Here is an 18,736-nt window from a genome sequence, read left to right as displayed (position 1 = left end):
ATATGATAGGACTTGTTATCACGATATTCTTTATCAGTCTGGTTGTTGTTTGTATCGCATTTACAATTAAAATTGTGTCGCAACAACAAGTAGGCGTTATCGAAAGACTAGGAAAATTCCAGCGTATCATGCAACCAGGATTAAATGTATTGATTCCTTTTATCGATCGAGTTCGCATCTATCATGATTTAAGAATTCAGCAAACAAACGTTCCGCCACAAAAAGTAATCACAAAAGATAACGTACAAGTGGAAATTGATACAATTATTTTTTATCAAATTGTGGATCCGGAACTAGCAACATACGGGATTTCCAATTATGAATATGGTGTGCGAAACATTACCTCTGCAACCATGCGTCAAATTATTGGAAACATGGAACTCGATGAAACGTTATCAGGACGTGAAAAAATTTCAATGGAAATTCGTCTCGCATTAGACGAAGCGACAGAAAAATGGGGAGTTCGTATTGAACGTGTAGAAATAGTGGATATTAATCCACCTAAAGAAATACAAGAAGCAATGGAAAAACAAATGAAAGCAGAACGTAATAAACGTGCCATTATTTTAGAAGCAGAGGCTGCTAAACAAGATAATGTCCTTCGTGCTGAGGGGGAAAAGCAAAGCAAAATTTTAATGGCGGAAGGGGCAAAAGAAGCGCGTATACGTGCCGCAGAAGGAATCCGAGAGGCAAAAGATTTAGAAGCACAAGGGGAAGCAAGAGCCATTGAAACAATTGCTAAAGCAGAACAAAATCGAATTACATGCATACGTACAGCAGGGTTAGATGAACAGGTGTTGGCGTATAAATCATTTGAGTCATTAATAGAGGTTGCAAAAGGACCCGCAAATAAAGTCTTTCTTCCGTCTAACGCGATTGAAATACTTGGTACTCTGGGAGCTATTGGAGAAATCTTTAAAGAAAAAAATAAAAAATCACTGCCTTCATCTTCTATAACAGAAGAAAACGAATAGTTGACACTCCCACGGCTAAAGCCGCAAGCTGATTAACGTCAGTGGGATTCTTGCTACCAATGGCGAAGTCTATTTCTAGTATCGCTGACGTGCAAAATTGCGGTGTGCCATCACCACTCCGTATCCAGTGCATATAGCAGATACGGCACTCGTTCTATTACCAAACGAATCAGATTGTGAGTTCTCAAATGTGTTTTAGCGTCTTGTGCTTGACGACTCAATACATTTTAAGGAGTAGAAGAATTTGCTACTCCAACCTCAGATGTATTCTGTTTTCAGAGAACAAGATTGTTTTAGAGACTTTTACTTGTCTATTATGAAAATTATACCATTTCAAATGCTTGATGTATAGAACGTACCTTCGGTATTTTATCTGTACATCGCATTTGACCTCACGCTCATCTTACCCCTAAAGGGGTGCTATCGCACCGTAGTGGGCTTTCCCGTTCGGAAAATCTGTAATGGAACAACGTTATGATTTCTTATTTTTAATCGTACATGTTCGTTTGCCTGAAAAAAGTAAAAATACTAGCATACTCCCTTAAACTTCTATATGTAAGTTAACGAATTTATATTCTGTCTGTATATATTTTTTACCAATATCCTATAAGCCCTGATTTACTATCAGGGTCCTTTTTTATATAGTCCGCTATTGTATTTCTCTCCTCTAATCATTTTTTCTTTAAAATATCATTATTCATCAATCAAGTTCGTAAAGGTACACTTTTATGTATAAACGACAGAATAGCTATTTGCATTTTTCCTTGTATACTAATTTTTGTAGTTCTTTGTGGGCATAAAAAGCAAAATCTAATCTAAGCATAATGAAGTTCGAAAGGGGATGCATCTATTTCGAACTTTGCAAGAGAGCCCTGTAAATAATGGCGGATGAAGATATAAAAACGTGGGATTTGAGAAAGATATAAAAAAACGACACCTCATATTCCTCTGTGAGACAACGAAGAGAGGTTCGGAATGGTTTTGTATGTAAAAGGAATTAAACTTGTTACAAAAAATAAATAGGGTTTTAAAAGAAATCAAGGGAATTTAAAACTTTGCAACAGAACCTTATTTATACCCAAGATATCTGTGTAGATTTATATTTTTTTGTTATTTTGTTTAATTTGGTACAACGAACCTAATTGTTGATAAAATAATGACAAATATGACTTTTATGAAAAAATTTTATGAGTAAGCGGATTACCTCAATAAATTCACTTATACTTATAGTAAAAAATAGACGGAGCGCATGATAAAAATGAACTTGTTTGTTTAAAAATGTCAGTATATATCGGTTCTGTTAGGAAGATAGATATCATTTTCTCAATACACATCATAAGGAAAATGTGTAGAATAAGAAGTATTATTGATTTATTGTCTAGAAACATGCCTTTCTTTCAAATAAAGGGCATGTTTTTAGGTGATATATACCAATTATATTGAGCAAGCTATGCAATTTTCAGGCAAAGGTGAAAGGGGGGATGATATATCGAACTCAAGCCAGTTTTACATTCTGTATTTGAAGATCTTTTCCAAGAGTATGAAAATGTACATCCTAAGATGTATTTCACATTTCAAAAATCAGGTGATGATTTTGTCTTTACAGATATTTGTCCTGAATTACTCGATTTAATTCTTCTAAAACGAGGTGATTTTGTTGAAAAAACAGTGGATACCGCTTCTCATATAGGAGATAGAGTTACAAGAAAAAAACTCAAACAACTTTATACATTGGCATGGGATCAAAAAAGAATTTTATTCTACTATTTTCCGAATCAAAATCCAGATATTTTTATAATTACTTATCTAGAACCTCAGCACTTCCACAATCAGGTTATAGAAGTAATGGGGCGTTGTATGCCTGCCTATAAAAAAGATTTGCAACATCCTTTGCGACATGTCGATCAGTTTCTTTCCTTTTAAGGGAAAGAAACTGCCATATGTTACACGGGGACCTATTTTATTCATGATAATCTTGTCTTTTTACATTTTTGATTGCTTGACGCATAATTTGTAGAGTTTGTATTAAAAACTCTAGTTCTTCTTTTGAAATTTCTTCTTCGTTTAAGGTAAAAGTATAGTATTGTGAAAATTCCATATCCTCTATATCTAAATTTTTTTTATTTTCTACATTCGAATGAACAATTAAATTGCTTATTTCCATATTATATACGGTAGCAATTTTATGAAGTAAACCTAAGGAGGGTGTATAAACTCCACTTTCAATTTTAGACAGGTTACTATAATCATAATTAATTTTTTCAGCTAAACTTTGTAGAGTATCACCAAACTTTTTCCGCGTTTCTTTAATCTTGAAGCGCATCATTTTCCCCCCTCTATTAATTTTGGTGGCCACATATAACTTATCTATATCCTAAGGTATTTAAAAAGTCGTTTTGATAAGTATCATTTGCAGGATAGAGGAAAAAGAATTGTTAATTCAACTTTCCAATTGGTATCTGGGCTATTGGTATTAAAATCATAATTATGATAATTCGAACGTATATAAGCGAATTCCTCTCTTTATCATACAGAACAATCCGAGTTTTTAAAATGTTTAATCCGTAAAACGGTAGTTGTATTTTGTTGAGAAAGTTAAATGTGGCTCTGGTGCAAAGCTTTGTTGGACACGCTTTAGATACTGCACCAAATCAGGGAGATGAAGCTACGAGACAAAAATTAAAAGTAATTTATCCATTAGCGTGGTCTGGAAAAAGAGTTATTTTTTATCATTTTCCTGTTAGTAATTTGGATATATTCGTGATTACGTATTTAGAACCCCACTATGTGAATTAGCAAGTCGTTCAGGTAATGTGGCGTTGTGCATCTTTTAATAAAAATGGATTTCAGGATACATTAGAACAACTAGGTCAATATGTTGCATTCCAAGTCTGACAGTATTTCCTTCTGTTTAGCATATGAAGCACGAGAAAAAGTATTATTTGATGCACAAGCAATTAGCCGAAAAGGGTTAGAAGTATTTTACCGTGTAGAGGATGAACAAGCGAAGCAGATAATGAAGATACTGGACTTGTAAACGTATCCCTATCCAGCAGATTGGCTAGGATGGTACTTCAGCAAAAAAAAGAATGCTCCTGAAATAACAAAAAGGGCATTCTTTTTATATAGACGCTTCATTCTTCAGTATCCCACTTCATTTTAACTGAGGATCTACTCATTTCTGGTAATGTCCTTTAAATCCGAATCTGAAAGGTTTCGTTTTTGTGCAGTTATTTAAATTAACGCAATTTCATGATACATAGCTTCAGAAAGAACGCCCGTTTATATGTTTTTGTTAATTTCCATGAAAAAACCCGCTAAAAGATTGTCTGGCAGTTGATCGTATAACGACAAAACGATTCCTCCCTTTACAAGCAATTTATCTATAAAGTCTTCTTGTAAAAAAATCTTGTCATACAAATTTTTTTCTTCTTTTCCTGAACATATAGCACGAACATTATTGTAGGACTTCAAAAGTAACAAATTGATCTAGATGTTCTAATGTATCCTGAAATTCATTTTTATGAAAAGATGCACAACGCCCCATTACTTGAAAGACTTGCCCATTTACATAGTGGGGTTCTAAATACGTAATCACGAATATATCCAAATTACTAACAGGAAAATGATAAAAAATAGCTCTTTTTCCAGACCACGCTAATGGATAAATTGTTTTCAATTTTTGTCTTCTTCCTTCATCTCCAAGGTCTGGTGCGGTATCTAGAGTTTGCACAATAAAATCTTCCCTTTGTTGATGAACAGATCGAAGTAACTCCTGATTTACATCTGTAAAAACAAATTGATGTTCTACTTTTTGAAATACGAAATACATGCGAGGATGATGTTCTTCATATTCTTGGAATAACTTTTCTAAAAGTAAACGCAATTGTATTTTTAATTCCATGGAATCATTTCCCCTTTTATATAAAATTATTTATCTCTAGGATTATGAGATTATTCATATTATACAATAAATGAATAAATATTTAAAATATTAAGAAATTAAAAACTACAATTTTTAGCATTTTGAATTTCTATATATAAAATCAATTCCTAAAGGTACATGATTATGTATACCTGACAAAATAATATTTATATTTTTTCTTATATATTAATTTTTTTGGTTCTTTGTAGGGGAAATATGACCGCTCATTTTTCACCTTAAGGAAAAGAAGAGGGGTTCGAAATTTTTGTATGCGGAATGAATAAAACTTGTTATACAAAACAAATAAACCGTTAAAAGGAATTGAGAGGGATTTGAAGATAAAAGCAGTAGAAAGACCCCTGTTTAGAAGTCTATTAGATTTTACCGAAAGAGTACCCCCACTTCAATCATGTGAAGGGCGAATCACAATGATAAGTGGAGGTACTTCAATTTAATGTTGGTTGCTTGGAATATGAATAAGAGCCACTTATGACATCAAAGTTTTTAAAAGTGGAATAACAATTCCCCGAAGTGTGAATATAGTAAGTGTAAGTGTCATATGTATCCCCTTTCCTTATAAAGATATATTTTTCTTATTTATTATAAGAATATTCATATTGTTTGTAAATGAAAAATAGTGTCAAAATGAAAAGCATTGACACTCCCACGGCTAAAGCCGCAAGTCCTACACCTTACGGTGTAACGGAGGGGATTCTTGAACGATTAAACGTTCGCAATCCATTTCTGTTTTGAACAGCCTTCAAGACGAGGGTGTGTCATCACCCCTCCTAAGAACCTGTCTAAAATCTAGGGTATAATCTATGTAAAAAGGATGATTCCTATGATACACAATTATACAAGTAATATATCCCGTGAACAGTTTGAACTGATTCGAGAGGATTTAGAAAACGCACGGAAAAGGACGCGTCCCCGCAAAGTTGATTTGTACGAAGTATTCTGAGGCGTACTGTACCTGCTCACAACAGGCTGCCAATGACGAAATCTGCCGAGTGACTTTCCAAACTGGAAAACCGTGTATGCCTACTATCAGATTTGGCGGAAAGTAGACGAGAATGACACAAGTCTTCTCGAAAAAGTGCATAAAAAATTGGTCGAAACATATCGTGAGCAAGATGGGCGTAAGAAGCAGACGAGTTTCTGCATCGTAGATGCACAAAGCGTGAAAAATACATGGACAGCTGGTGAAAAAGGCTACGCGGCAGGAAAGAAAATTTCAGGAATCAAACGACATATCGCTGTAGATACCAACGGTCTCATTCATGCGATTCAGATAACAACTGCGAATATAACAGACCGAGAGGGTGCCATCCAAATGTGTGAAAGGCATAAGAAAGCATTGGACAAAGTGACAAATATACTTTGTGATGGTGGGTACACAGGCCCATCTTTTGCACAATCGATAAAAGAAACGATTGATTGTTCAGTTGAAGTTATGAAACGCTCTGAACTTCACAAGTTTGTCGTGTTACCGAAACGCTGGATTGTGGAACGAACTTTTGCTTGGTTGGAAAATTACCGCAGACTATGGAAGAACTGTGAACGAACACTTGAAAATAGTAGACAGAGTTGCTTATTGGCAGGCGTGGCGCTTTTATTAAAAAGATTCTAGACAGGTTCTAACAGAGTCTGATAAGAGTGTTGTTCTTGTTTCATTTCTTGAATTTTCTCTATAAGAATTCTGTTAAGTTGTTCTTGGCCTCTTACATAATTGATTAATGATTGTATAGAGTCTTCTGTTAAAATAGATGGTTCAGTTGATATAGGATTTAAAAATTGGGTATTAGAAGAAGTTTCGTTTGAGGCTTACTTTTTATCTTTTTGAAGAGCGCCCCCCGCTCTTTCTAAAGAGCGTTTACCTTGACGTCTTGATACAATAACCTTTCCAGCTTGTTTCAAGCTAAAATTTTGTTCTTGTACTAAAGTTTTAAATAAAATAAGCGTTTCTTCGTCATATCGGGTATAGTAACGAGTTCCATCCTCATTTTTTTCCAAGTCATACCCGTTCTTTTCTAGCTCAGCAGCCCACTTTCTTAAAGTACTCATCCCGATACTTAGTCGCTCGCTCATTTCTTTATTTAGCAAGACATATTCGTATTTTTCCACGCTATCACCTCGCTCTCCAATGGTTATTCTAGGATTGAAATAGATTTCCTTTGTGTTGTTGGGTATTTGTTTCAATATTTTAAAATATTTATAGCAATTACTATTATTTTGAATGGGCAATATATACAGGATTTTATACAGATTTGAGATGGGAAATAAAAAGATAAAGTTCCTAAAAACCTGGATAGAACAAAAATGTATGAAATGATGCATATCATGATATGAAAGGAAAAAGCGAAATCCTTTCTACCGATAATTGATGCGCTATGTTAACTTCATATGAATGTTTATACAAAATAAAAAGACGAGGACCATCTCGTCTTTTTGTGCTGATTATGCAGTTAAGAAGGAAAACCAAAGGTCCAGGAGATAACCTTGACTATACTATAACCCACTTTTTGTCCAGAGTGCAGGCTCGTCGTGTGGGGGCGAAACCTCACGTAGTACGTATCATATTTTTGAGCGGTTTTCTCAAAAATACGATACGTTTCTTACGGAACTTTTAGCGTAGCAACAGAACCTTATTTGTTTACAAATTTTTATAAAATAGTATGAAAATATCCTAGAAAACCTAGATATTGAACCATTCGTGTATGAATACCTCCCTTATAAAACGAGTTTTTAAAACAAATAAAAAATCTAGTATAATTTAGTAGTATATGCTGTACCGCTTTAGAAGAAAGAAGGAGAATCACAAATGAAGCGATTTAACGCACTACCCGAAAGAATTCTCCTTCCTCAAAAATTTTGCAGGGCGTAGTCCAATTTTAGGTGGGAGATGAATTTCGGTTTGGTGAAGCTAAAGGACTTTTGCTTTTTATTTTGCTCATGATGTAAATACCCACTGCTTTAGCTGTGGGTATTTACACAAACCATCTTTGGAAAACAGTTGATGAAAGAGCGTGGGAAAATTGAACAACAGTTTAGTGCATTAAAAGATAAAGGGCTGGAACAGCCTCGTTGGTATGGTCAAAATCGCTATCTATTACATGTTCAGCTAGTTTTTCTGATTCATAACATTGCATGTTTATTGTAATGAAAATTTCCAATAATAGATAGTTCCAGATATTCAGATAGCTACCAATCACTCTATATAAACATAGTAATTTCAAATGAAAAAGTCTTGCTAATTGCAAGACCCTTCTCTTTATTTCATCTAATTGTGTATCGACTATCCTCTGAAACAAGTAAACCTGTATGATCAATTTTGACACGACATTTTCCTAACCTTCTTTTTACTTCTGACTGTAATTTCTTATTTGCTTCTTCTAAAGAATGTGCTGGAATAATTGCTGATTGTAAGTCTGTTACCTTGCCATCATACATTACAGAAAAATCAATTTCATACCGATGTATCATAATTTTCCCACTCCCTTTCCAATAGTTCACTTGCTACTCATCCTTACATGCGTTTTATTTTTGTCTATTTTCACGATTATTCTATGTTTCTTCACAATCCCAGCTAACCCTGCCACAATAACCTCAAAAAATCCTAATACTTAACAAAATATATGCAATTACCTAAAAAATCATAACTCTTTTCCCTCACCTTACAGATTTTCCGAACGGGAAAGCCCACTACGGTGCGATAGCACCCCCTTTAGGGGTGAGATGAGAGTGAGGTCAAATGCGATGTACAGATAAAATACCGAAGGTACGTTCTATACATCAAGCATTTGAAATGGTATAATTTTCATAATAGACAAGTAAAAGTCTCTAAAACAATCTTGTTCTCTGAAAACAGAATACATCTGAGGTTGGAGTAGCAAATTCTTCTACTCCGTAAAATGTATTGAGTCGTCAAGCACAAGACGCTAAAACATATTTGAGAACTCACAATCTGATTCGTTTGGTAATAGAACGAGTGCCGTATCTGCTATATGCACTGGATACGGAGTGGTGATGGCACACCGCAATTTTGCACGTCAGCGATACTAGAAATAGACTTCGCCATTGGTAGCAAGAATCCCACTGACGTTAGTCAGCCTGCGGCTTTAGCCGTGGGAGTGTCAAAATATACAACAAATTGTTAGAACTGGTATGTAAACAAATTTGACAATACTGGGTTTCTAAAGCGAAATTATATACTGTAGTATCTTCCAATATCTATTCATCACACCATTCTAAATAGAGGTATGCATAGAGCAAGGTGCTCTTTCTTTAGAAAAGAATCTTATTTTTGGTATTCAAATGCATGCAAAGCATCTTTACGAATCTTATCTTTTTCCGTGTCTGATTTTTTAAAATCATATTGATATAAAGATGCCTCCCAGTCTCCATACATAGGGTTTGGAAAAACGATAAACTTTTCTCCAAATGCTGCATGCATATCTTCAACCGCTTGATTTCTGTCTTGAACAAATTTCTCATCAAGTCCAGTAAAATCAGATAAATTATCTCCAAAGAATAGGACAATATCATGTTCTGTAGCAACTTGTTTTCTTCGCTCTTCTTTTCCTTTTTCCTGTTCCCCTTGCAATAACACGTGGTCCTTATCTGCTTGTGGAATACCCAACTGACTTAAATTTTGAAGTGTAGGTTCTAATTGACTTTGTTTACGATTCGAAATGTAATAAATCGATACACCTTTTTCATTTGCATATTGTAAAAAAAAGACGGCACCAGGTACCGCTTCTGCCTTTGCTTGTTGAATCCACTCTTCCCATTTATAAGGAAAACCTTTCTTCTCTTTTACTGTCATCGCTTGATATGGACTGTTATCTACCACTGTTTCATCTAAATCTAAAACAATTGCAGGCTTTTTCTCTGTTCCTTTTGCAAGCACCGCTTCTAATTTCAGCTTTCCGATATTATATCCTTGATGATAGAGCGCTTTTACTTCTCCGGCTGTTTGATACCATGTATCTGCCATAACTTGTTGTTCCGTTAACGGGACTGCTTTTTCTTTTTGCGTCTGTGAGGTTTGACACCCCATAACAGAAACAGATAATATAGCTGCCAAAATACTTGTTTTCAACATTGCATTCACGATTAATTCACACTCCTAGATGTATATAGAGTTAGGGGTTCTGTTGAAAAGTGGTACAAATAATGAATGTAAGATACACTATTTTGTATATTTCACACGGTTTATTCTTCTTATTTTTATTTTAATTCTATGATTTTAGAGTAGTGAAAACCTTTGCAACAGGACCCTACTTTATATATTCATTCATTTTATTACATCGCTAAATATTATGATTAATATTTAGCGATGCCGTTGTACAGAGAATTAAGGGATTTAAACATACCATACAAACACAAAAATAAACATTTCAAAAAAGTCCACAGACAACGGTATTTTTTAATAAAAACACAATCTCATGTTGTGGATTCCGAAATGGAAACGCTAGATTTGTATCTGCTAAAAAAATTCCGTAACAGAACTACATGTTACCAATGGACTATACCGGGACCGTGTTATATATTTACTATCATAGTGTTCGTTTATAAGAAAATGGTGAATATCCGTAGCAAGTCCACGTATATAAAGGTTGTAGATACGTAGAAATTATAATCGAAAATATAACATGTAAAGAGGTGCTAATTACGATGATACTATGTGGAAGGCAATATGATGTACAACACATGGAGTCTTTATCGGACCGATCGATAAACAAACTCAAATCATCTGAACAAGAGGAACTCATGCAGTTTAAAATGGATGTGTATCAAACATATATGAATATTCAAGATGTGCATAACGAAAACAAATGGAACCCTATAGATATGCATACGGTGAAGAATGAGCTCAATGATAAATGGTTACATACCTATTGCAGCTTAACCCGTGAAGATGCTGAGAAAGTGATCTACTTTGTAGAAAAATACTTTTATGAAGATGTCACGAAATAAACATGTAGATAAAATCAAGAATGATTACATGGTTCTGTTGAAAAGTGGATACAAGTTTAAATAGATTGAGTAAAAGACAGCAAATTTTATGTACTTGTGAATATGAATCGTAAGAAAAGCACCCGATTTGGATGCTTTTCGTTAAGTGTCTAAAGTTATTTAGACTTACCATTAAGTTGTTGTTTTGCTATGGCTACTAAGCGTTTTGTGATTTCGCCACCAACAGAACCATTTGCGCGAGATGTTGTATTTGGACCTAGTTTCACGCTAAATTCTTGTGCAATCTCATACTTCATACGATCGATTGCGGGCTCAGCACCTTGTACCAATGCGGTATGATTCTTTTTGATATGCTTGCTTGGCATATATATCACCTCCTATAGTTCTACTATCTATGGTTTTACTATGCTATGAAGCGTGGGAAAATATTTACTCCTTTTTATGGAATAAATTGATAATTTCTACTCTATTCAATAAAAAAGACAAGAAAGGATTTGTAGAAATCACAACACACATTTTTTATGACAAGGAAAACAAGGTTAAAACAATATATTTCAACGGAAACATAAAGTAAACTACCTACATACGCATCTCACTAATCCGATAGCCGAGGTGAATTGCCAATCAAAAAAGGTCATAATGAAAAAGGTATACTGGACCAAAAATAGAATAAGTTTATATATCCACACATGTGTTTCACATTTCATCGTAATTCATACCTGCAAAAAAGAGACGAAAAAGTTCGTCTCTTTTTTGTTACAACTGTTATCATAATAAACACCAAAATAACTTCTTTTTGATTTTTATTGGTATGAAGAACCAAAAATCGTGTATATTAAGAGAAACAAAGAACAAACTGTATCAGTGCTTACCATGAACTGTATCACCGTTTGCCATACGGAATTGATTACTCCTATTTATATAATATAGATATAAATATAAACGATACGTTTGTTCTTTGTTCCCTTATTAGTGCTCTTTTTCTCTTCTTCTAAGAACAAAATACCTCTGCAAGTCTTAATAAACCAAGCCCAATTATTATTTCTATCATTTGTTGTATTTATGTTAGCGGATGATCCCACCGCCAAGTTGTTGTTCCGCCATTGCTACGAAACGTGTTGTGATTTCACCACAAACAGAACCGTTTGCACGAGCTGTTGTGTCTGCACCAAGTTGTATACCAAACTCTTGTACAATTTCATACTTCATCTGATCAATTGCATTTTCAGCGTCTCGAACTACTAATTCATGACGAATTCCACTAGTATTGTTTACCATATTGGGTTCTGTTGCAAAGTTTGAAAAAACATAAACCCGTTTACAAAATACGGTTATCGTTTAAGAAATTCTGAATAATTTCTGTAATTCCTTGTACGTCGAAAAAGAGAAGTCTGGAATGTGACTTCTCTTTTGTTTGTATATAGCATGAATCGTCTCGTTTTCTTTCAATGTACGTGAAGCATGGCGAAAACTTTGAAATCTTGCGGATTTAACAAAACGTCGCTTGATATGTCTATGATCTTGTTCGATGAGGTTATTTAGATGCTTAACGGTGCAATGTTTCGTATGCACATAAAAACCTTTATGTTTCAGTTTTTTGAACGCACAAAGTAGGGCAGGAGCCTTGTCTGTTGTGCGAGCCGTTGGTTCTCCAAAAGCTTTCACTAACCTTTTCATAAACATATAGGCGGCTTGATGGCCTCTTGTTTTACGAAGTTGGATATCCAAGGTATATCCTTCTTGATCAATCGCACGATCAAGATAACGCCACTCTCCCTTGACTTTGGTATAGGATTCATCTAGATGCCATACGAAATGTGCTGATTTATTTTTCTTCTTCCAAATTTGATAAATCAAATTGCCATATTCATGCACCCAACGTATGATGGTTGTTGGGTGAACGGAAATTCCACGTTCTTTCAGGATTTCAGATACATCACGATAGCTTAAAGAAAAACGGCTACCAAAATAATATCTTTCTTGAACTGTTTTCCTTTAAAATATTTCATGCATCATGCTCCTCGAATCATTTTTCTTACATTTTAATTTCATTTAGAAACCTTTGCAACAGAACCAATTTTGGTAACCGTCGACTACTATTGTCGTTTTTCTTTCAGGATCTTATTTTCAGAAATCTTTTCAGTAGAACCTATTCTCGAATGTCTTGCATGCTATAATAAGCTAAATTAATAACGATTAATATGTATCCTCCCATAATACCCGCAGCAAACGTCCATATTACTACATCATGATCAATTTTATACATAATAATCGCTCCCAATATTGCTGCTGCAAAACGATTAAGTATCCCCAGAGATGGTATTTTACGTTTTTGAATGATACTTTCTCCTAATTGTTCAATTCTGCGTCCTAATATCCAAATACAATATATACTAACGAACAATCCGATACCGATTCCTAAAAAATAATTAGAAAAAGGTGTGAATGTCCAACCTATCAAAATAATTAAAAACAAGTAGTACATTTGTATTTTAAATGCTCGTAATGACATACGAATCATATTGTTATGCCTTTAATATGATTTCTAATTGTGTTTAAAACACTTATCTCAATGAAGAAAAGCCTCTCGTCTTTGCGAACCTGAAAATAATCATAATGACGTAAGTAGTTTAAAATCCTGTACGTTATTTCTTCCACTTGATGTAAAGGGAATTGCCAATCAAAAATATAGCACAATATTAAATTCCTTAATTTGGAATAAAGCATACCAAATCCCTCCGATAAATTAAAATATATCAATAAATAATAATTTGAATTTTGCTGATTTCTTTTTTGTTAATATGAAAATCAAAGAATGTTTAGCTATCCTAGTTTCTATTAGAATAACCTAATTATTGGTTTTTAATACCAAAAATAATCCTTACGATTCTGGTACAAATATAATGGGGCGCACGGCAACGATTACTTTTTTGGGGGCTACTTAATAAAATAGCCACAATCTATTTATAAATAGACTGTGGCTCAGAGTGTTGGGAACCCTAAAGGGTTCCCAACACTCTGAAATCTTTTTGATTTTAGCAAATGAAAACAACATAAAATAATAGAATTTAGAAAAATAGCCCTCCACCAGACCCTTTTTGGTCAGATGGAGGGCTATTTTTTTCATATTTTGACAAGCTGAGGTGAGATAAGCCTGCATTTGGACAGACTTCAGCCCCCGAAACCGAGCATATCGATAGCCATGGAGTTCTTTGGCGTCCGCAAAGCTTCGCTCTATAGTTGAACAGCGTACTTTATACAACTTTTTCCCTGTAACTGTTAGCTTGTTTTTTCTAGCGATATCTTTATATTTCTCCCATACATGATGAGTGATAACTTTTTGTTTCTGTTTCTTTGAAAAGCACACCTCACGTAGCGGACAAACAGCGCAGTCTTCTGGATTCGATTTATATTGACGATATCCTTCGCGATCCGTTGTCGCATACTCTAAAATACATCCCATCGGACAAGCAAATGCATTCATTTCTTCTACATATTTAAATTGGCTTTTCGGTACTTCTTTATTTCGCTTTCCAAATCGGCGATACCCCATCACCATAAATATATTTCTTTCTGATAATTTCTTACAGATATAACCTGTAAAATAGCCTGCATCAAGAGCTACAGCTTCCACCTTAAATCCGAATTTATTAATTTGAGCTTGTAGACGTGCTAAATACGGCTCGGAATCTGCCATATTTCCAGCCGTTATATAGGTATCTGTAATGATATTGTACTTCGCATCAGTTGTACGATGATCTAAGAAATGAAAACCGTTCGGTTTTCCATCTCTCATTAAAAATCCACTATCTGGATCCGTAGTGCTTATACGAGTTTTTTTAGTAGGGGTATCACTTTCCTTTCTAGGTTTTAATTCTTTTTTCCGTGTACCTCACGATCTTCGATTACCGCAGCTTCTAGTTCATCTATATAAAACTTTGCCTTTTCTTTTTTATATTTATGTACAAATTTATTTTTATTAGCATTGGCCTTAATATGTGTAGAATCTGTCATCAGTGCACGTCCTCCCACCATCCGGTTCTCCGTCGCTTGCCTCACAATCTCATCAAAAATTTCTTCGAAAATATTTGTATGAATAAAACGGGTACGGCGATTCCAACTGATTGTAGAATGATCTGGAATAGTATCTGATAGAGAAAACCCTAAAAACCAACGGTAGGCGATATTCGTTTTAATCTCCTTTTCCAATTGACGCTCAGAACGAATACCATAAAAATATCCAATAAACATCATTTTGAATAAAACGATAGGATGGATTGACGGACGTCCATTGTTTTCACAGTAATAAGGGCGTAACTTCTCCTCAATAAAATCAAAACGAATTGTCGCTTCAATCGCACGAAGGAAATGATCTTGTGGAACTAACTCTTCTACAGAAACAGATACACGTTCATCGCGATGATTTTTTAAAGCACCCATCATAAGAAATCTCTCCTTTTCCTCTTTTTTATCAGTGTTGACACATAAAAAGAGGTTCAGACACAAAAACAGGCTGTGGAGAAGACTTTCTCCACAGCCTGTTTTTGTTTAATTTGCAGCTTTTAATCCATTAGGTGAAATGGCCATATCAAATTGGATATCAGGTGGTTGTTTAGTGCAGAATTAAAGTACTGAGCTGAGCAGAAATTTTGTCCTGAAAAAATTAGCATAAAAAAGAGGCTTGTCAGTTCCTAAAATTCCCTTTACTGTTTTGGGTGCTACAACTAAAAACAGAGGAGGAAACGGAAAGGATACTAACAATGCCTGAAATTAATTATATCAAACATTTACGAGAGAATGAGGATTTAAGTATATCTGAGATTGCTAGAAAGGTCGGGAAAGATTGGAAAACAGTAAAAAAATATGCAGATGGGGAAATTCATCCTTCGGATATCAGTTATACAAAGCGAGGTATGCTGTATAATAGTGAATACGGCGATATGATAGATCTGTGGCTAGAAGAGGACAGTAAACTTCGTCGTAAGGAAAGAAGAACAAATAAAAAAATATGGAAACAATTACAAACGGAATATGATTTTAAGGGTTCGTATCGAACCGTATGTGAGTACATTCAGCTCCGAAAACCACAAATGAGAATAGAGAAGGAAACACGATATGAAAGATTAGAGCACCCAGCAGGAGAAGCACAAGTAGATTTTGGGAATATGACAGTTGTAAAAGACGGTGCATACAAAGACATTAAAGCACTTTTACTGAGCTTTCCTTACAGTAATGCAGCATTTGTATATCCATTACCATCTGAAAATACGGAATGCTTTTTAGAAGGCTTAAAACAATTATTTCATCAAGCTGGTGGTGTACCAACGCACCTTCGAATTGATAACTTATCTGCCGCTGTAGTCACAGTAGGAAAAGGCGATAATCGAACTTATACGGATGCATTTTTGCAATTTCAAATACATTATAACTTTGAAGTTCCTTATAGTGGACATGAAAAGGGGAACGTTGAACGGAAAGTCAGTTATACACGAAACAATTGGTTTACGACCGCTCCCATTATGGAGAGTTTTTCCCAACTCGCACAGTGGTTAGAAGTACAAGCAATGGAAGATCAAAAAGGTCTACATTATGAGAAGGAAGTCATGATTGAAGACCTTTGGAAGGATGATAAGACTGCGTTGAAGTCATTACCTTTGGAAGACCTAACGGTCTTCTCAATGCACACAACAACAGTAAATAAATATGGAGAAATCACAGTGGATCAAGAACGTTTTGTTTTACGTAAAACGAATGTAAAACAAGTGATTATTATTAAAAAAGAATGGGATCAATTACATGTTATACCGCAGAAGGTGAAAACATTTTTACAGAATACAGACCGTATATGCACACGAATAGACCGGTTCCATGGGAAGAAATTTTTGAAGATTGAGAAAAGAAACCACGTGTTGTTCGTTATTCCAGATTCTTTAAATATTTACCTCAGCGGGTTCAAGATTATCTGCTCTTTCATAAGGATGAAAGAAAAGCCTGTTTAACAGGATTAAAATATTTAATTCAAAAATACTCATTACAGCAGCTACACCTACTGCTAGAGAATGAAGAATGGTTGAAAAAACTCCTCACGAACTTGATATCATATTGCAAACCAAACAAGTGACGTATCCACAAAAATGGAAGGAAAATCATACGCCACCTGTTTTAATAGATTACGAAACAGATCTTCAGCAATATTATCGAAAGCTTTGTCCAACTTTAGAAAGGAGTTCATTCTCATTATGATACAACGAAATCTGCAAGACGCCTGTAAATCACTGCATTTAAGCTATATTGTGGATCATTATGATGAAATACCTTTTGAAACCAAAGAACAATTTCTGCGTGATATTTTCAATATAGAAATTGAATCTCGTTAAACGAAAAAAGTAGCAAACTTAATCAAGAAAGCGAAATTTCAAGAGTTAAAATGGCTCAAAAATTATAAATGGAGCGAACAAATTCATCTGCCATCTACAACGAGTCAAGAGCATATTTGTGAATTGCGATTTTTTGAAGGGAAACAAAATCTTTTGTTACTGGGATCTCCTGAAACGGGGAAAACGCATTTAGCAACAGCATTAGGTTTGAAGGCTTGTGAACAAGGATACCAAGTGAAGTTTTTTCGAGTTGTAGATTTAGTAGGCCTATTAGAAGAGGCTTTAAAACAAGGGAATTTAACCCGTAGCAAGAAACAAATTGAAGCCTGTGATTTATTAATTTTAGATGAGCCAGGTTATGTACCATTTCAAAAGCAAGGAGCGGAGTTGCTGCTTGTACAAAACAGCGCATTCCAATAATAACCTTCCGTAACTTCTTTTTTGTTCGCATTGTAAAAAATACTCAAATAATTTTAGATGTGTATGTGGTGTCCCTATGTTTTCTGCAAATGACTTGGAGGGGGCAAACAACACAAATAACAAGAAAATGAAAATAGCTCTTTTTCGGATAATCATAGACACACCTCTAATTTATATATGTATTTTTTCAATCAAAGATGCTCAAGAGAATTTTGCTACTGATGATAAACTGCTCTTTCTTGAAGTTATTCTAGATAATCTTTTTGAAACATACACATTCGGATAGCATTGTGATACTGACCGTCTACAAAAAATTCATCCCGTAATTCTCCTTCTATAGAAAAACCAACCTTTTTATAAATATGAATTGCTTTCTCGTTGGTTGTGTTTACAACTAAATAGAGCTTGTGCAAATTTAGTACAGAAAAAGCATAATTCATGGCTAAACAGGTTGTATCCATTGCATAGCCATTTCCTTGATGGTTTGGATCAATAATAATTTGAAATTCTGCTCTTCTATGAATGTAATCAATTTCTACTAATTCAACTAATCCAATCATTACTGTATTCTTTTCCACAATAAAACGGCGTTCACTTTGATCATGAATATGTTTATCGTACAAATCTTGCAATTCAACGAATGCTTCATAGGGTTCTTCAAACCAATAAGACATAATATTCGCATTGTTTGTTGAAATATGTACAAATTTTAAGTCTTCACGTTCTAATGGTCTTAGTTTAAAATGTTTTTTATTTTGGAAACTCCTTCCTTATTTTTTTCGATTCCAGGATTTTTTTGCAACACATTTTTTGTATAGAAATTTTATACAAAAGACTTTCATAAGTATAGCATATCACCTCTAATTAGAGACAGAATATTCAATGTTCAGATACTAACGAATTTTAGCGAATCTTTCTTGTTTTCGTATGAAGGATGACGAATCAAACGTTTGTTTAAAAATAAAGATAGGTATAGAGGGGTTCTGTTGCAAAGTTTAAAAAAATAGAAAAAGGTATTGATACATGAGAGAGAACATTTAGGCAGTAACTAATAAGTTGTG

Annotated in this window: 13 protein-coding genes and 7 pseudogenes; 9 read left to right on the top strand and 11 right to left on the bottom strand. The window is 34.4% G+C overall.

All coding sequences use genetic code 11. The features are described from left to right. Positions 1–2: 2 nt before the first annotated feature. Positions 3–974, top strand: a complete 972-nt coding sequence (locus tag CDB3_RS21705; protein WP_128855973.1) for an SPFH domain-containing protein — start codon at positions 3–5, stop codon at positions 972–974. Positions 975–2,534: 1,560 nt separating this feature from the next. Next, the gene (locus CDB3_RS21700; RefSeq protein WP_128855916.1) at positions 2,535–2,897 is read left to right on the top strand and encodes a hypothetical protein; all 363 of its coding nucleotides are present in this window, start codon (positions 2,535–2,537) and stop codon (positions 2,895–2,897) included. Positions 2,898–2,934: 37 nt separating this feature from the next. Here the strand turns inward: CDB3_RS21700 and CDB3_RS21695 are convergent, their stop codons facing one another. Beyond that, complete coding sequence (locus CDB3_RS21695) at positions 2,935–3,297, bottom strand: helix-turn-helix domain-containing protein (RefSeq protein WP_128855915.1); 363 nt, start codon at positions 3,295–3,297, stop codon at positions 2,935–2,937. 278 nt (positions 3,298–3,575) lie between these two features. Here CDB3_RS21695 and CDB3_RS21690 point away from each other — a divergent pair, with 278 nt between their 5' ends. Together CDB3_RS21690 and CDB3_RS31805 are read left to right on the top strand one after the other, a co-directional pair. Beyond that, on the top strand, positions 3,576–3,770 hold the full coding sequence (locus CDB3_RS21690) for a hypothetical protein (RefSeq protein ID WP_179139740.1): 195 nt from the start codon (positions 3,576–3,578) through the stop codon (positions 3,768–3,770). 79 nt (positions 3,771–3,849) lie between these two features. After that, positions 3,850–4,011, top strand: coding sequence for a hypothetical protein (locus tag CDB3_RS31805; RefSeq protein WP_179139739.1), 162 nt, complete (start codon positions 3,850–3,852; stop codon positions 4,009–4,011). A gap of 420 nt (positions 4,012–4,431) precedes the next feature. On the opposite strand, the gene CDB3_RS21685 is transcribed toward CDB3_RS31805, so the two are convergent. Next, positions 4,432–4,878: a hypothetical protein gene (locus tag CDB3_RS21685; RefSeq protein ID WP_128855913.1), complete on the bottom strand. Its 447-nt coding sequence runs from the start codon at positions 4,876–4,878 to the stop codon at positions 4,432–4,434. A gap of 862 nt (positions 4,879–5,740) precedes the next feature. Between CDB3_RS21685 and CDB3_RS21680 the strand changes: the two are divergent. Next, positions 5,741–6,529: pseudogene (locus tag CDB3_RS21680) on the top strand (IS5 family transposase). 194 nt (positions 6,530–6,723) lie between these two features. Here CDB3_RS21680 and CDB3_RS31800 read toward each other — a convergent pair. Next, positions 6,724–7,023, bottom strand: coding sequence for a MerR family transcriptional regulator (locus CDB3_RS31800; protein WP_179139738.1), 300 nt, complete (start codon positions 7,021–7,023; stop codon positions 6,724–6,726). Between the two features lie 862 nt (positions 7,024–7,885). Here CDB3_RS31800 and CDB3_RS21670 point away from each other — a divergent pair. After that, positions 7,886–8,059, top strand: a pseudogene (locus tag CDB3_RS21670) (ISNCY family transposase); the annotation flags it as partial. Positions 8,060–8,175: 116 nt separating this feature from the next. Here the strand turns inward: CDB3_RS21670 and CDB3_RS21665 are convergent. Continuing rightward, positions 8,176–8,382: a hypothetical protein gene (locus CDB3_RS21665; RefSeq protein ID WP_128855911.1), complete on the bottom strand. Its 207-nt coding sequence runs from the start codon at positions 8,380–8,382 to the stop codon at positions 8,176–8,178. 814 nt (positions 8,383–9,196) lie between these two features. Further along, entirely contained in the window at positions 9,197–10,003 is an 807-nt protein-coding gene (locus tag CDB3_RS21660) for a 5'-nucleotidase, lipoprotein e(P4) family (protein ID WP_128855972.1), read from the bottom strand. Positions 10,004–10,575: 572 nt separating this feature from the next. Between CDB3_RS21660 and CDB3_RS21655 the strand changes: the two genes are divergently transcribed. Next, positions 10,576–10,878 carry a hypothetical protein gene (locus CDB3_RS21655; protein ID WP_128855910.1) on the top strand — a complete coding sequence of 101 codons (303 nt, stop codon included), beginning with the start codon at positions 10,576–10,578 and terminating at the stop codon, positions 10,876–10,878. A 155-nt stretch (positions 10,879–11,033) separates the two neighbouring features. On the opposite strand, the gene CDB3_RS21650 is transcribed toward CDB3_RS21655, so the two are convergent. From CDB3_RS21650 to CDB3_RS21630, 5 genes and pseudogenes are all read right to left on the bottom strand, one after another. Further along, a complete protein-coding gene (locus CDB3_RS21650) occupies positions 11,034–11,243 on the bottom strand; it encodes an alpha/beta-type small acid-soluble spore protein (RefSeq protein ID WP_128855909.1) in 210 nt (69 codons plus the stop codon). A 700-nt stretch (positions 11,244–11,943) separates the two neighbouring features. Then, positions 11,944–12,156, bottom strand: coding sequence for an alpha/beta-type small acid-soluble spore protein (locus CDB3_RS21645; RefSeq protein WP_128855908.1), 213 nt, complete (start codon positions 12,154–12,156; stop codon positions 11,944–11,946). 60 nt (positions 12,157–12,216) lie between these two features. Continuing rightward, positions 12,217–12,887: pseudogene (locus CDB3_RS21640) on the bottom strand (IS6 family transposase). Positions 12,888–13,027: 140 nt separating this feature from the next. Beyond that, complete coding sequence (locus CDB3_RS21635) at positions 13,028–13,399, bottom strand: ATP synthase subunit I (protein ID WP_128855907.1); 372 nt, start codon at positions 13,397–13,399, stop codon at positions 13,028–13,030. 552 nt (positions 13,400–13,951) lie between these two features. Then, positions 13,952–15,321: pseudogene (locus CDB3_RS21630) on the bottom strand (IS1182 family transposase); the annotation flags it as partial. A 308-nt stretch (positions 15,322–15,629) separates the two neighbouring features. Between CDB3_RS21630 and istA the strand changes: the two are divergent. Together istA and CDB3_RS21620 are read left to right on the top strand one after the other, a co-directional pair. After that, a pseudogene (gene istA / locus CDB3_RS21625) lies at positions 15,630–17,121 on the top strand (IS21 family transposase). Further along, a pseudogene (locus tag CDB3_RS21620) lies at positions 17,118–17,648 on the top strand (ATP-binding protein); the annotation flags it as partial. The pseudogenes istA and CDB3_RS21620, both read left to right, overlap by 4 nt. A 272-nt stretch (positions 17,649–17,920) precedes the next feature. Here the strand turns inward: CDB3_RS21620 and speG are convergent. Beyond that, positions 17,921–18,424: pseudogene (gene speG / locus CDB3_RS21615) on the bottom strand (spermidine N1-acetyltransferase); the annotation flags it as partial. Positions 18,425–18,736 lie beyond the last annotated feature (312 nt).

The organism is Bacillus sp. CDB3, assembly GCF_002081505.1.
Lineage (GTDB): Bacteria > Bacillota > Bacilli > Bacillales > Bacillaceae_G > Bacillus_A > Bacillus_A cereus_AT.
The sequence above is the reverse complement of the archived record's forward strand: the minus strand, read 5'-3'. Positions and strand labels throughout refer to the sequence as shown.